Genomic DNA, 14,781 nt, shown 5'->3' with positions numbered 1-14,781 from the left:
CCTCAATAGAAATGTGTTACATTTAGATTTTAAATAAACAAGTATTATGGCGAAAATAAAAGGAGCTGTTGTTGTAAACACAGAGCGCTGCAAGGGATGTAACCTTTGCGTAGTAGCCTGCCCGTCGGATGTACTGGAGTTGCACCCACGAGAAGTAAACAACAAGGGGTATCACTATGTGTACATGAAGAACCCGGACGCATGCATCGGTTGCGCTAGTTGCGGGTTAGTTTGTCCGGACGGTTGTCTAACGATCTACAAAGTAAAAATATAAAGTTATATCAAGATATGGCAGAAGATATAAAATTAATGAAGGGTAACGAGGCCATCGCCCATGCGGCTATCCGCTATGGCGTGGACGGTTACTTCGGCTATCCGATCACTCCGCAGTCGGAGATATTGGAAACCCTTATGGCAGAGATGCCGTGGGAAAAGACCGGCATGGTAGTCTTACAAGCGGAGAGCGAGGTAGCCGCTATTAATATGGTATACGGCGGAGCTGGCACTGGAAAGAAAGTGATGACCTCTTCTTCCAGTCCGGGCGTGAGCTTGAAACAAGAAGGTATTTCTTATATCGCGGGAGCGGAGCTTCCTTGTCTGATCGTGAACGTTATGCGTGGCGGTCCCGGATTAGGAACGATCCAGCCGAGTCAGGCTGATTATTTCCAGACCGTGAAAGGCGGTGGCCATGGCGATTACCGTTTGATTACCTTGGCACCCTCTTCCGTACAGGAGATGGCCGATTTCGTAGGCCTTGGTTTTGATCTGGCTTTCAAATACAATAACCCCGCTATTATCTTGGCGGACGGTATCATCGGACAGATGATGGAGAAAGTGGTTATGCCTCCCTATCATACCCGTCGTACCGAGGAAGAGATTATCGCTCAATGTCCTTGGGCCGTACAAGGAAAGAAGGGCGGACGCAAAGGTAACGTCATCACTTCCTTGGAGCTAGACCCGGCGAAGATGGAAGAGAACAATATCCGTTTCCAAGCGAAATATCGCAAGATCGAGGAAAACGAGGTTCGTTACGAGGAGTTCCAATGTGAGGACGCTGATTATCTATTGATCGCGTTCGGTTCTTCCGCCCGTATTTGCCAGAAGGTAGTTGAGATCGCCCGTGCGGAAGGTATCAAGCTTGGCTTGTTACGCCCGATCACGTTATGGCCGTTCCCGACAAAAGTGATCGCCGCTTATGCGGATAAGGTAAAAGGTATGTTATCGGTTGAGTTGAACGCCGGACAGATGGTAGAGGACGTTCGCCTAGCCGTAAATGGTAAGGTGAAGGTAGAGCACTTTGGCCGATTGGGTGGAATCGTATTCACCCCGGATGAGGTATTGAACGCGCTGAAGGAAAAATTATTCTGATCCGTATGACACGAGGAAGTAAAGCTGACGAGATATTGACGCTGGTCTTTATGCTACTGGCCATAGCTGCCGTGGTATGTTACTTCGCTGTTAGCGATAAGACCGTATTCTTGTATTGCGGTGGAGCGGCGATCGTATTGCGGCTGGTGCAATATGTCCTAAGATATATACATTAATAATTAAAGATTATGGAACTCAACGATATAATTAAACCGGAAAATCTGGTGTATGAAAAGCCCAGATTGATGAATGAAAATCCCATGCACTACTGCCCCGGTTGCAGCCACGGTGTGATACATAAGCTAATCGCCGAGGTTATAGCCGATATGGGTCTGGAAGATAAGACAATCGGTATCTCCCCCGTGGGATGTGCCGTATTCGCATATAACTACTTGGATATCGATTGGATCGAGGCAGCCCACGGACGTGCGCCAGCCATCGCTTCCGCCGTTAAACGCTTGAATCCGGAGAAGATGGTATTCACGTATCAAGGAGATGGTGACTTGGCGGCTATCGGTACGGCCGAGACGATTCATGCAGCCAACCGTGGCGAGAATATCGTGATCGTATTCGTAAATAACGCGATCTATGGTATGACCGGCGGACAGATGGCTCCGACTACACTGGAAGGTATGCCCACGGCTACCTGTCCTTACGGACGCAACATCGCCTTGAACGGTTACCCGCTGAAGATCGGTGATTTATTAGCCCAATTGGAAGGAACTTGCTTGGTAACACGCCAAAGCGTACAGACGGCCGCGGCCGTACGGAAAGCGAAGAAGATGCTTCGTAAGGCTTTCGAGAACGCTATGGCCGGTAAGGGTACTTCTGTGGTAGAGTTCGTCTCCACTTGCTCATCCGGCTGGAAGATGACTCCGGAAAAAGCCAATAAATGGATGGAAGCGAACATGTTCCCCTTCTACCCGCTGGGCGACTTAAAGAATGTTGAATAAGTAATACGGTAAACGACAATGAAACAAGAAATAATTATAGCAGGCTTCGGTGGACAAGGTGTATTGTCTATGGGTAAGATCTTGGCCTATTCCGGTTTGATGGAAGGCAAGGAGGTTAGCTGGATGCCTTCATACGGACCTGAGCAACGTGGCGGTACGGCCAACGTAACCGTTATCTTGAGCGACGAGCGTATCAGCTCACCCGTATTGAATGAATATGATATCGCTATTATCTTGAACCAACCTTCCATGGATAAGTTCGAGAGCAAGGTGAAACCGGGCGGTATCTTGATTTACGATGGTTATGGCATCCATACGCCGGCGAAACGTACGGATATTAACGTATATCGGGTAGATGCCATGGACGCCGCTACCGAGATGAAGAACGAGAAGGCATTCAATATGTTGATCTTAGGCGGGTTGCTTAATATCGTCCCGATGGTTCAATTGGAGAACGTCATGCTAGGATTGAAGAAATCCTTGCCCGAGCGTCACCATCATTTGTTGCCGATGAACGAGGCTGCCATTAAGAAAGGAATGGAGATTATACAGAAAATATAAGAAGCTCATTCATTGATGTGCCGATATGCCAATTAAGTTTTCTGATTGGCATATTGGCATATTTTATAATTGGCACATTATTTTTTGTTATATCTTTGCAACCCATGAAGTATTATCTATACATATTACTTTTTCTGATAGGAACGGCGGCTTCCGCGCATGCGCAAGGACGTTCCGGGAGCCGGGGAGGACGAGGTGGATTCTCGTTATCTAATTTATCATCCTCAAACAAGGAAATACCGGATAGCTTGCTGCAAACAGATAGCGCGGCGCTGAAATCAAAACGAATCATCGGTTATCGGCTCACGCCTCTTTTGGGAGAACGTTATATCGCTCCTATGGATACCAATCGATTAAATTTCGGGAATAGTACGTTGGTGGAAGCGAACTCATTGGCCGTAGGTTATCTGGCGAATGTGGGATCGCCGGCGCAAACCCGTATTTTTAACGAACGTAAGGAGGAACGTGATTTCATCTTCGCCGATGCCTATGATTATTATATCACGACCCCGACAAACGCTTATTTCTATGATACCAAAGTACCCTATACCCAAGTGACTTATACGACAGGAGGAGCCAGCCAGAATAAGATGGACCGACTGAAAGGGGTACTGACCATGAACTTTGGCAAGAAGATCAATGTCGGTGGCGAGATGGATTATATCTATAGTCGTGGATATTATAACTCCAACGGTAATAAATTATTAAGTTATCGCTTTTTCGGAAGTTATATCACCGACCGTTACGAGTTAAACGCTTATTTAAGTAATTTCAATTTCGTAAACTACGAGAACGGTGGACTTACAAATGACCAGTATATCACGAATCCCGATGACTTGGCCGAGAATCAAAGAAATATCGATAGTAAATCATACCCTGTCCGTTACACGGACACATGGAACCGTGTCCGTGGAAAACAATATTTCCTGACACAGAGATACAATCTCGGTTTTACCAAAGAATTGGAAGAAACCGATGAGGAAGGGAACGTAAAAGAGGTATTCATTCCGGTTTCCAGTATCATCCATACCATCGATTACGAAGATAACCGCAGACGCTTTATCTCTAATGATGCCGGGATCGATACCTGCTACACTCATCTTTATGGTATGGACGCATCTTTGAATGACCAGACTTCCTCATGGAATTTAAAGAATACTTTTGCGTTGGCCTTGCGGGAAGGTTTCCAAGATTGGGCTAAGTTCGGGCTGACCGCCTTCGTTACTTTCGAGAAACGCCGGTTTAGATTGGCATCCCAAGTTCCCGGACTGGATTACGGTCCGGATGGTCGTGGAAGCTCTGAGCCGAGTACATTAAATTTCCCTACTTCCGAGGTATATGATGAGTTTACGACCTACATCGGAGGCGAATTATCCAAACGCCGTGGTAGCCTTCTTACCTACAATGTCCGTGGAGAATTAGGACTTGCGGGAAGTGACGCCGGAGAGGTTCGAGTGAGCGGAGACTTACAGACCAAATTCAAGCTTTTCAAGAAAGACGCTACCATCAAGGCGGAAGGATATATCAAGAATATCACCCCGGCGTTTTACCAACGTCACCATCATGGGCGTTACTATTGGTGGGATCTATCATTGAAAAATGTGCAAAGGATTTACGCCGGAGCGAAAATCAACTTGGAATCCACCCGTACCCAGTTATCCGGAGGAGTGGAAAGTATCCAGAATTATGTATTCTTCAACGGCAAAGGTTTGCCGGAGCAAAGCAGTAAGAACATTCAAGTTGTCTCAGCCCGTATCAAGCAAGATATCATGTACCGTGCGTTCGGATGGGAGAATGAGGTGGCCTATCAGCTTTCTAGCGAGAAGTCTCAACTCCCGTTACCGGATATCAGCGCATACTCGAATATATATCTAGCGTTTAAGTTGGCGAAAGTATTAACCGTACAGATTGGTGCGAACGTATACTACAACACCGCTTATTACGCTCCTTATTACGAGCCGGCTACCCAGCAATTCCAAGTACAGGAAGAAGACAAGAAAGTGAAGGTTGGCAATTATCCGTTGATCAACGCTTATGCGAATTTCCATTTGAAGCAAGCTCGCTTCTTCATCATGGCATACAATCTAGGCTCTAAGTTCGTTGACCCGAATTACTTCTCTCTTGCGCATTATCCGTTGGACCCGATGGTCTTGAAAATGGGCATCTCCGTGACTTTCAATAATTAATCGATTGCCATGAGATCTAAGAAGTTGCTTATCCTATACGCTTTCCTACTGATTGTCGCTGTAGTGACAATGGTACAGCTTTGGAGACTTAACCAACGTCCCCAAGAGATCGGACCTCGTGATTATCCGGAAATCAAGGAAGAAGGAATTCTCCGGATGATAACCGAATACAATCAATCCGGGTATTTCGTATCAGGCGATACAGTGCAAGGTTTTCAATACGAGCTTAGCCAAGCGATCGCTAAATTATCCGGATTGGAGGTTCAGACGCATTTGGAAATGAGTTTAGCGAAAAGTTTCGAGGAATTATCGGACAACAAATGCGACGTAATCGCAAGAAACATACCCATCACCTCCGAGATGCGGGAAAACTACCTGTTCACCGAACCGATCGTTCTCAACAAGCAAGTCTTGGTACAACGTACGGCAGAGGCGAACAACGGACAAGCCCCTATCCGTAACCAATTGGATTTAGCCCAAAAGACTTTATACATACCGAAAGATTCCCCGGCCTTATTGCGTCTGCAAAATCTGGGACACGAGATAGGCGATACGATCTACGTGGTGGAAGATGAGTTATATTCTACCGAGCAGCTTATGATCATGGTAGCCAAAGGCGATATCGATTATGCCGTATGCGACCAACAAATCGCTCGCATGACCCAGAAAAACCTGCCGGAAGTCGATATCCTAACGGATGTCAGTTTTACCCAATTGCAATCGTGGGCGGTCCGTAAAGACTCCCCTGTCCTACTGGATAGCCTAAATAGTTGGCTCCAGCAAATCAAGAACAGTGGATTATACGACCAAATTTATAAGCGCTATTACAAATAGCGCTATTCGTGAGACGGCAAAATAAAGGAGAACTCTGAACCTACCCCTAATTCAGAAGTAACATGTATCGAACCTCCCATCTTAACAACTAATCCTTTGCAGATAGCCAGTCCTAATCCGATACCTTCCATATAGTCGTTTATTTTCACGAAACGACCGAAGACATCTTTCAATTTGTCCTTATCGATACCGATTCCCGTATCCCTTACGTAAAAACGTAATTGATTATCCGGTTGAATGGTATATCCCATCGTGATGCTACCTTCTTTCGTGTTCTTGATAGCGTTGTTCACCAAATTATTAATCAACTGCAACAGACGCATGCTATCCGTACCGAACATATGGTGGTCAGCCCCTTTCTCCAAAACTAACTTGACTCCTCCCGGGACCCGTAACTTGGCGGAAGCATAAATCGTATCCATCAATTCACTGACATCTAATTGCTCATATGTGATCTTTATCGCATCCGCCTCAATCTTCGAGATATCCAAGATGTCATTGATCAATTGCATCAACAATTGGTTATTCATCTTGATCACATCGTAGTACGACATACGTTCCTCATCCGTATCAGCAAAAGCCATCAATTCAGAGAAGCCGGTAATCGCATTCAAAGGAGTCCGGATCTCATGGCTCATATCCGCCAGATATTTCGATTTCATCTTATCAGCGGCCTCGGCCTTCACCTTCGCCTCCTCAAGGCTTAATTCTTGATTCTTCCGTTCCTGAATATTCGTTGAACATCCAAGGATAACCGAAGGTCTTCCTTTCTCGTCCCGTTCATACACGGTAGCAAATACCTCTCTCCAAACATATTCCTTCTTGCCGGGAAATAGCATACGTGCCTCGATCCTTGCCTCAGAGATTTCCCCTCGGCAAAGACGGGTAAACATATTATGATAATGTTCTTGATCATCCGGATGCGCCCGGCTGATAAACTGCCCCCATGACACCTCTATCATATCTTCCGACATGGTATTCCAATCGTTCAAGGTCACAACGGAATCCTTGAAATTATGGGTACTGTCCGGATCGATGAAGATCGAGCATGTACGTATATCACTTATCCGCAATGCCATTTTCGTCAAGATCCGGGTTCTTCTCAAAGTATTCTCCGTAGCCAACTCGGAAGTTATATCTCTCCATAAAGCCAAGACAAGCGGCTTGCCATTATTTAGGGAAATAGGATATTTAGCGACCTCTATATCCCGGTAATCGCCGGAGGCCGATTTTACCTTGCCCTTGAATCTAGCGGTCAGTCCTGTCTTGATCACGTTCATATCGGTTTCCAGACGCTCCTCGGCGGTCATCAAGGCATTATAATTCACCTCGAAATCATCATGTCCCTCGATCTCCCGGGTTTCAATACCCGTTATTTCCTCCATAAAATGATTCCAATACAGGTAATTAAAATGGTTATCCCCATCTTTCACGAAAACCCCCAACGGTAACCGATCTAATATCGTATTGATCAGTTCTTGTAGATTGTTTTCTGTTTTCAGAGAAGATACATCGCGTGTATAAACGATTACAAGCTCCTCATTAAAAAGGCTTGCTTGCGATAGATAATAATAGTTCTTTCCTTCAAAAGAGACCTCAAAAGAGAAATCCACTTTCACTTGCTCCTCGAAAACACGTTTAACCGCAGCTCTATAGATCTCATATTGATCGTAGTTCTTCCCGTCCGGGAACAACGCTTGAGGTTGCTTTCCGATACAGTTATTCGCTAAATAATGATAATAATCGTCTTTTGCAGAAATAACCTTGACAAGAGTAAGATTTCGATCTACTAATACAATCGTATCGGGACTCTTCTCCATGATCATCTCTAATCCAGACTGAACGTTACTTCCGCTTTCTAGACTATTCATATTAATTCTTTCGTTTTTGGGGTATAACTCGGGGATAAAGGTATTTATTTTTCTATTTATCACCAAAGAGAAACCTACCTATTGCATAATATTTCTAAATAATCTTTATCTTTACCGGGAATTTGAATGTAAAAAGATGAGATTTGATGAATTAGATTTGGAAGATGCCGTATTAGACGGGCTTTATGACATGAATTTTGACGAAACGACTCCAGTCCAAGAGTTAACGATTCCTGTCATTTTAGAAGGTAAAGACATCATCGCTTGCGCACAGACCGGAACCGGTAAAACGGCGGCGTATGTTTTGCCAGTTATTAATGAACTAAGCAAAGGTTGTCATCCGACAGATGCGGTGAATGCGGTCATTATGGCACCGACCCGGGAATTGGCTCAACAAATAGACCAACAAATTCAAGGATTCACTTATTTTATACCTTCCATATCCGCAGTAGCCGTGTATGGAGGTACCGACGGAATCGCTTGGGAACAACAAAAGAGAGGTTTAGAGATGGGTGCGGATATCGTGATCGCTACCCCGGGACGTTTATTGTCCCATATTAAGTTAGGTACTGTAGATTTGTCTAAAGTGTCGTTCTTCGTCTTAGACGAGGCGGACCGCATGCTGGATATGGGTTTTTATGATGACATCATGCAGGTTCATAAACAGCTGCCCCCCTACTGCCAGACGATCATGTTCTCGGCTACCATGCCGCCTAAGATCCGGACGTTGGCTAAAACCATCCTAAAAGATCCGGAAGAAGTCAAGATCGCTATCTCACGCCCACCCGAATCTATCATGCAAACCGCATATATCTGCTACGATCCACAAAAGCTCAAGATTCTACAAGATCTCTTCACTCAAAGCCGCCCTCAACGAGTAATTATCTTCTCCTCTTCTAAAATGAAGGTGAAAGAATTAGCGTCTACCTTAAAAAGATTAAAGTTCAATGTAGCCGCCATGCACTCGGATCTAGAGCAATCCCAAAGGGAGGAGGTCATGAAAGAATTCAAGAGCGGACATATCGATATCCTTGTGGCTACGGATGTCGTAGCACGTGGAATTGATATCAATGACATCAAGTTGGTCGTGAACTTCGATATCCCGCATGATCCGGAGGATTACGTACACCGAATCGGACGTACGGCACGGGGTACGAACGGCGAAGGATTGGCGATTACTTTCGTATCGATCGACGAACAAGCACAATTCAAACGCATAGAGGATTTCTTGGAAAAAGAGGTTTATAAGATACCGATCAGCCCGGAATTCGGCGAAGTGCCCTTGTATGAGCCGGAAAAATACGGTATGAATAAAAGAGGCAGAGGACGGCCTCGTAAAAGTGAGGATAAAGGATCATCCTCGAGCCCACAAAAACGAAATATGGGACATCGTGGAAGGCCTAAAAAGGCGCAATAAAAGCACTATACTTTTTATTTGAAAAACACTATACTTTTGGAGCTAAAACAATATTGCTTTGAACTCAAAAGTATAGTGTTTTTTTATGGGATATTATCAACCGTTCATGGATGCCAAGAATTCCATATTATCAACGGTTTGTTCCATCCGTTGCTTAACAAATTCCATAGCCTCCATAGAGTTCATGTCTGATAGATATTTGCGTAAGACCCACATACGGTTCAACGTGCTCTCATCCTGCAATAAATCATCACGGCGAGTGCTGGAAGCCGTGATATCCACAGCCGGATAGATACGCTTATTAGATAATTTACGATCCAATTGTAACTCCATATTACCCGTACCCTTGAATTCCTCGAAGATCACGTCGTCCATCTTAGAGCCAGTCTCCGTAAGGGCGGTGGCTAGAATCGTAAGGCTACCACCATTCTCAATATTACGGGCGGCACCGAAGAAACGCTTCGGCTTCTGCAACGCATTTGCATCCACACCACCGGAAAGCACCTTACCGGAAGCCGGTTGTACCGTATTATAAGCACGAGCCAAACGAGTGATCGAGTCCAGAAGAATCACGACATCATGACCACATTCTACCATTCGTTTCGCCTTGTTCAATACGATCTCAGCGATTTTCACGTGACGTTCAGCCGGTTCATCGAATGTAGAGGCGATCACTTCCGCATCCACGCTACGAGCCATATCCGTAACCTCCTCCGGACGTTCGTCGATCAATAATATAATCATATAAACCTCGGGATGGTTGTAAGCGATAGCGTTCGCGATATCTTTCAACAACATCGTCTTACCGGTTTTCGGTTGAGCGACGATCAAACCACGTTGCCCTTTTCCGATCGGGGAGAATAAATCAACCACACGTACGGCGATATTATCGTATACTTTCGGTGATTTACGTGCCGTAAGCATGAATTTCTCATCCGGGAATAACGGGGTCAAATGATCAAAAGGAACCCGGTCGCGAACCTCTTCCGGCGTACGTCCATTGATCTTGTCCACTTTCACCAACGGGAAATACTTCTCACCTTCCTTCGGTGGACGGATCGAACCTTCTACCACGTCACCCGTTTTCAAGCCAAATAACTTGATCTGGGATTGAGAGACATAAATATCGTCCGGTGAAGTCAAATAATTATAATCTGAAGAACGAAGGAAACCGTAACCATCTTGCATCATCTCTAACACGCCGGTTCCTGTAAGGATGCCGTCAAACTCATACATTTTCTCTTGAGCCTGCTGGTTGTTATTAGCGTTATTGTTATTACGGTTGTTATTATGATTATTCTGTCGATTGTTCTGTCGAGGATTATTCTGCTGGGGAGCGGCCTCGGGTTGAGGTTTGTTAGCCTCGAGTTTCGGAGCGGAGAACGGGAAAATTTGATCCAATACGGATTTAGCGTCCGGATGGCGAAATACGATGCGCTTAGGCTCTTCTTCCGTCGCTTGTGGTGAAGTGGTTTCTTCCGCTACCTCTACCGGAGTCGTATTTTCCGGCAAAGCGGCTTCTTCTTCCGTTTCAAGTTCCGCCACAACAGGAGGCAACAACGGTTTCTCCACCGGGCTCTCTACTATCGCCGGAGTTTCCACGGCCGAGATTTCCGTTACCGTAGAGATCGTTTGCGGCTCTTTCGAAACCACCACTTCCTTGTTATCCTCGGAAGGAGCGATAGCGCCCGCTACCTTTTCCTTTTTCTCGATACGGACTCTTTTCTTACGTTCAGGCTGCTCTTTTTGCTCTTTCTTGTCAGCCGGAGCAGTCACTAGCTTTTCCGGAGCCTGTTGGGTACTCTCTGCAGCTTCGGCAGTCTCAGCCTTCGCCACTTTAGGAGAAGCGGCTTTAGCCGGACGGCCTCTCTTACGGCCCTCTGCAGGCTTCTTAGCCTCTTTCTCTTTCATCTTTTCAGCCTGAATGCCGGCATAGGAGATCGCTTGCTCATCAAGAATCCGATAAACCAACTCTTCTTTCTTTAAGCTGCTAACTTTTTTTATTCCCAACTCTTCCGCGATACTTTGAAGTTCGGGAAGAAGTTTTTCATTTAGTTCTAGAATGTTATATTTCTGCATATTGCGAAGTAATAATATAAATGGTACATACACACGGATCACATATACAAACACGATGTACGCCCAATGGTATCATTGTATCTTTATTTAATTATAATTTTCATGTAATAACCGGATTGTTCAGCTAATTTGAACCATTAGTAACATATCTGCGGAGTAAATCTTCGCAAATGTAAGAATATTTTTACAATAAACGAGGATTTAGCCCAAAAAATTCACAATTAGCACACGCTTTGTTGATTCGTCTATACGAAAACGATTATCAGTCCTTTCTCCTACCACCCAAACGATAGCGTCGCCACTACAAAGAAGCCATGTGCGCTCCTTCTCAATCCGGCTAAATTTATGATCGGAGAAATAGTCACTCAACTTCTTACGTCCTTTCATTCCGAAGGGAATAAACCAATCGCCTTCTTTCCAAGTCCGCAATGTTAAAGGGAAATCGAGTTTATCATAATCCAAATAAGCGATCCGCTTATTCTTCTCGATAGGGAAACCTATAGTTATAACAAGTTTTTGGAAAGATAGTTCAATAGGTTCATGATTAATACCCTTTTCCGGATCTAAAACGAAGGTTCGCTCTTCCTTCTTCTCTAAAGAAGTGATCCATAAATAATCCCGATCCTTCAGCAAACGATGGGTGGAAGAGTAAAACAGCTTACCGGGCTCCTTGGTCAAGGCAGCGAAAATATCGTCCGAGACCAGACGGGTAAAACCATATTCTTTTAATAACTCATACAAAATCGTCTCCGGAGCCGGAAACCGCATCAACGCCCCGATAGAAAGACGATCATCCGATACGACAACCTCTTTCCGGGCTTGTTCCAATACATATATATATATAGTCTCTGCGGCAGAAAGATGCTCGGCGGAACGTGCGATGGTATTCCGGGCCGATGGATTTATCTCCTCCAAAAGCGGCAACACATTCAAACGGATAAAATTACGGGTATAAGCATCCGATAAATTCGTGCTATCCACCATATAGGCGTAGCCTTGATCCGCCAACCAAGCCAAGATATCCTCACGGCTTACGCACAGCAAAGGACGGACGATGAAACCATTCCTCGGACGGATCCCGCTCATCCCCCGGATTCCCGTGCCCCGTATCAAATTCATCAAGACTGTCTCCACATTATCGTCCCGGTGATGGGCGACGGCGATCGCCTGCCCTCCCAGCCGCTCCCGCATCTCCTCAAACCAAGCATAGCGCAATTCACGGGCAGCCATCTCTATCGAGAGATGCTTCTCTCCGGCATAAGAGATCGTATCGAAATCTATCTTATGAAAGGGTACTTCCAAAGATTCCGCGAACTCACAGGCAAATGCCTCATCCCGATCCGACTCCTCCCCACGCAAATGAAAGTTACAATGAAGCGCTATACACGGATATCCCAAACGCACCAATACGCCCAACAAAGCCACAGAATCGGCACCACCGCTCAATCCGACCAAAACCGGACGATCCTCGGATAACAGCCGGTACTTCTCTATATATAAACGTATCGTATGTATCATAACATCTTTGTATTAAAAACAATAATGGCCCTAGCCGGTTTTAGCTAGAGCCATTACTTATAGATCTTTTGAATTAATCTTCTACACCTGCTAATTCCGGGTCGATCATAATACGACCACAGTATTCGCAAACAATAATTTTCTTACGCAACTTGATATCCAATTGCTTCTGAGGCGGGATCTTGTTAAAGCAACCACCGCAAGCGCCACGTTGCACATAAACAACAGCCAAACCGTTACGAGCACCTTTACGGATACGCTTGAAAGCGGTCAACAAACGAGGTTCGATAGCGGCTTCCAGCTTCTTCGCTTTCTCACGAAGTTTCTCCTCATCCTGCTTTGTCTCGGAAATGATCTGCTCCAACTCGCTCTTTTTCTGAACCAAGTCAGCCTTACGGCCTTCCAGCTTCTCAGTCAGCTCAGCGATATCTTTTTTCTTAGCGTCTACCGCCTCTCCGAATTCACGGATTTTTTTCTCTGAGAACTCAATTTCCAAACCTTGGAACTCGATCTCCTTAGACAGGTTATCAAACTCCCGGTTATTACGCACATTATCTAATTGTGCCTTATAGCGATCTATCAATGTGGTAGATTCCGTGATCTTATGCTTTTGCTCAACAACAGAAGTCTCAAACTCCTTGATCTCCGCTTGATAGTTCTGGAGACGTGTTTCCAGTCCTGCGATCTCGTCCTCCAAGTCTTGAACCTCCAAAGGAAGCTCACCACGAAGGGTCTTGATCTTATCAATTTCAGTCATCATCGTCTGAAGTTGATACAGCGTAGAAAGCTTTTCTTCAACCGTATATTCCTTTTCAGCTGATTGTTTATCTGTAGCCATTCTATAAATATTTTACTGGGTTTGAATTAACATTCGAAAAATGTACCGCAAAGGTAGGGAATTTTTTCGATATTATGTTATAAAATATGTCTTTTGTACAGATTTCCGATTCATAATGACCGATAACCGCCAGTAGAATCTGGTCCTCCACATCGTAAAAATCGTTGTACTTCGCCTCCCCCGTTATAAAGACATCGGCACCATACGCGATAGCGTCCTTGATCAAGAAAGCGCCGCTGCCTCCGCAGATAGCGACCTCTCGGATAGACTTACCCGTAAATGGGGAATGCTTCACGCAACCGACGTTAAACAGGGCCTTGATCCGTAACAAGAAACTTAACTCATCTTCCTCGGCAGGCAACTCTCCCACTACACCGGAACCTGCCTGTTCCCATGTGTTTGATAACGAATAAAAATCAAAAGCCGGCTCCTCATACGGGTGAACGGATAACAGAGCACGGGTCACCGCTGTCTTCTTGAATGCCGGAAGGATCATCTCCATACGCACCTCTTTCTCTACATGCACCTCGCCGATCTCACCACAAAACGGATTGCATCCCGCATTGGCACGGAATGTTCCCTCGCCATGTAAATTATAACTGCAAGCATCATAGTTCCCGATACTTCCCGCACCGGCATTGAACAAGGTATTCCGCATGATCTCGGCATAAGCCTCGGGGACAAACGTCACCAACTTCAACAAAGCGCCTTTTTGGGGGCTCAAGATCCGTACATTTTGCAAGCCGATCAACTCTGCCAAACGGTAATTCACGCCTCCTACGGCATTATCAAGATTGGTATGGGCGGCATAAACCACCAAATCATACTTACACGCCTTCATCATGCAACGCTCGATATAATTGGAGCCAGTCAACGACTTAAACGACTTAAAGGCCAAAGGATGATGAGAGATGATCAGGTTACATCCCATCTCGATCGCTTCATCAAGCACCTCCTCGGTAACATCTAGGCATAGCAACACACCCGTCGCATGCTGGTTCACGTCGCCAACTTGCACACCCGCATTGTCAAAACCTTCTTGAAGCGGCAGCGGGGCGTAATGCTCGATTTCTCTCAATATATCTTTAACCTTTACCATGCTAAATATCTTTTGATTTATGTTCGGGAGAAAAAGTAATTCCTTTCGGAAGAAAAG

13 protein-coding genes are annotated in these 14,781 nt (G+C 45.3%); 8 read left to right on the top strand and 5 right to left on the bottom strand.

The annotated features are described in order from the left end of the window. Positions 1–46 precede the first annotated feature (46 nt). The 7 genes from DWY79_RS17390 to DWY79_RS17365 all read left to right on the top strand — a co-directional run bounded on the left by DWY79_RS17390 (position 47) and on the right by DWY79_RS17365 (position 5,902). Positions 47–274, top strand: coding sequence for a ferredoxin family protein (locus DWY79_RS17390; RefSeq protein ID WP_005856324.1), 228 nt, complete (start codon positions 47–49; stop codon positions 272–274). A gap of 14 nt (positions 275–288) precedes the next feature. After that, positions 289–1,368: a 3-methyl-2-oxobutanoate dehydrogenase subunit VorB gene (locus DWY79_RS17385; RefSeq protein ID WP_057328529.1), complete on the top strand. Its 1,080-nt coding sequence runs from the start codon at positions 289–291 to the stop codon at positions 1,366–1,368. A gap of 5 nt (positions 1,369–1,373) precedes the next feature. Further along, the gene (locus DWY79_RS22810; protein WP_005868224.1) at positions 1,374–1,544 is read left to right on the top strand and encodes a hypothetical protein; all 171 of its coding nucleotides are present in this window, start codon (positions 1,374–1,376) and stop codon (positions 1,542–1,544) included. Between the two features lie 12 nt (positions 1,545–1,556). Further along, a complete protein-coding gene (locus tag DWY79_RS17380) occupies positions 1,557–2,321 on the top strand; it encodes a thiamine pyrophosphate-dependent enzyme (RefSeq protein WP_005856318.1) in 765 nt (254 codons plus the stop codon). A gap of 18 nt (positions 2,322–2,339) precedes the next feature. After that, a complete protein-coding gene (locus tag DWY79_RS17375; protein WP_005856316.1) occupies positions 2,340–2,882 on the top strand; it encodes a 2-oxoacid:acceptor oxidoreductase family protein in 543 nt (180 codons plus the stop codon). 104 nt (positions 2,883–2,986) lie between these two features. Beyond that, positions 2,987–5,068, top strand: a complete 2,082-nt coding sequence (locus DWY79_RS17370) for a putative porin (RefSeq protein ID WP_010182819.1) — start codon at positions 2,987–2,989, stop codon at positions 5,066–5,068. Between the two features lie 9 nt (positions 5,069–5,077). Then, positions 5,078–5,902 (top strand): transporter substrate-binding domain-containing protein, encoded by an 825-nt coding sequence (locus DWY79_RS17365; protein ID WP_008771887.1) that lies wholly within the window; start codon positions 5,078–5,080, stop codon positions 5,900–5,902. A 2-nt stretch (positions 5,903–5,904) separates the two neighbouring features. Here DWY79_RS17365 and DWY79_RS17360 read toward each other — a convergent pair whose 3' ends face one another. After that, positions 5,905–7,773 (bottom strand): ATP-binding protein, encoded by a 1,869-nt coding sequence (locus DWY79_RS17360; RefSeq protein ID WP_121962748.1) that lies wholly within the window; start codon positions 7,771–7,773, stop codon positions 5,905–5,907. 136 nt (positions 7,774–7,909) lie between these two features. Between DWY79_RS17360 and DWY79_RS17355 the strand changes: the two genes are divergently transcribed. Beyond that, positions 7,910–9,190: a DEAD/DEAH box helicase gene (locus DWY79_RS17355; protein ID WP_122369916.1), complete on the top strand. Its 1,281-nt coding sequence runs from the start codon at positions 7,910–7,912 to the stop codon at positions 9,188–9,190. 96 nt (positions 9,191–9,286) lie between these two features. Here DWY79_RS17355 and rho read toward each other — a convergent pair whose 3' ends face one another. From rho to DWY79_RS17335, 4 genes are all read right to left on the bottom strand, one after another. Then, the gene (gene rho / locus DWY79_RS17350; protein ID WP_122369942.1) at positions 9,287–11,269 is read right to left on the bottom strand and encodes a transcription termination factor Rho; all 1,983 of its coding nucleotides are present in this window, start codon (positions 11,267–11,269) and stop codon (positions 9,287–9,289) included. A 201-nt stretch (positions 11,270–11,470) separates the two neighbouring features. Beyond that, positions 11,471–12,787, bottom strand: coding sequence for a tRNA lysidine(34) synthetase TilS (tilS, locus tag DWY79_RS17345; protein WP_005868215.1), 1,317 nt, complete (start codon positions 12,785–12,787; stop codon positions 11,471–11,473). Positions 12,788–12,860: 73 nt separating this feature from the next. Beyond that, positions 12,861–13,625, bottom strand: a complete 765-nt coding sequence (locus DWY79_RS17340; protein ID WP_005868214.1) for a zinc ribbon domain-containing protein — start codon at positions 13,623–13,625, stop codon at positions 12,861–12,863. 1 nt (position 13,626) lies between these two features. Continuing rightward, entirely contained in the window at positions 13,627–14,724 is a 1,098-nt protein-coding gene (locus DWY79_RS17335) for a Nif3-like dinuclear metal center hexameric protein (protein WP_005868213.1), read from the bottom strand. Positions 14,725–14,781: the final 57 nt, after the last annotated feature.

Source organism: Parabacteroides sp. AF27-14 (assembly GCF_003635425.1).
Lineage (GTDB): Bacteria > Bacteroidota > Bacteroidia > Bacteroidales > Tannerellaceae > Parabacteroides > Parabacteroides distasonis.
Note: the sequence above shows the minus strand (reverse complement) of the source record. Positions and strands in the feature narration are given on the sequence as shown.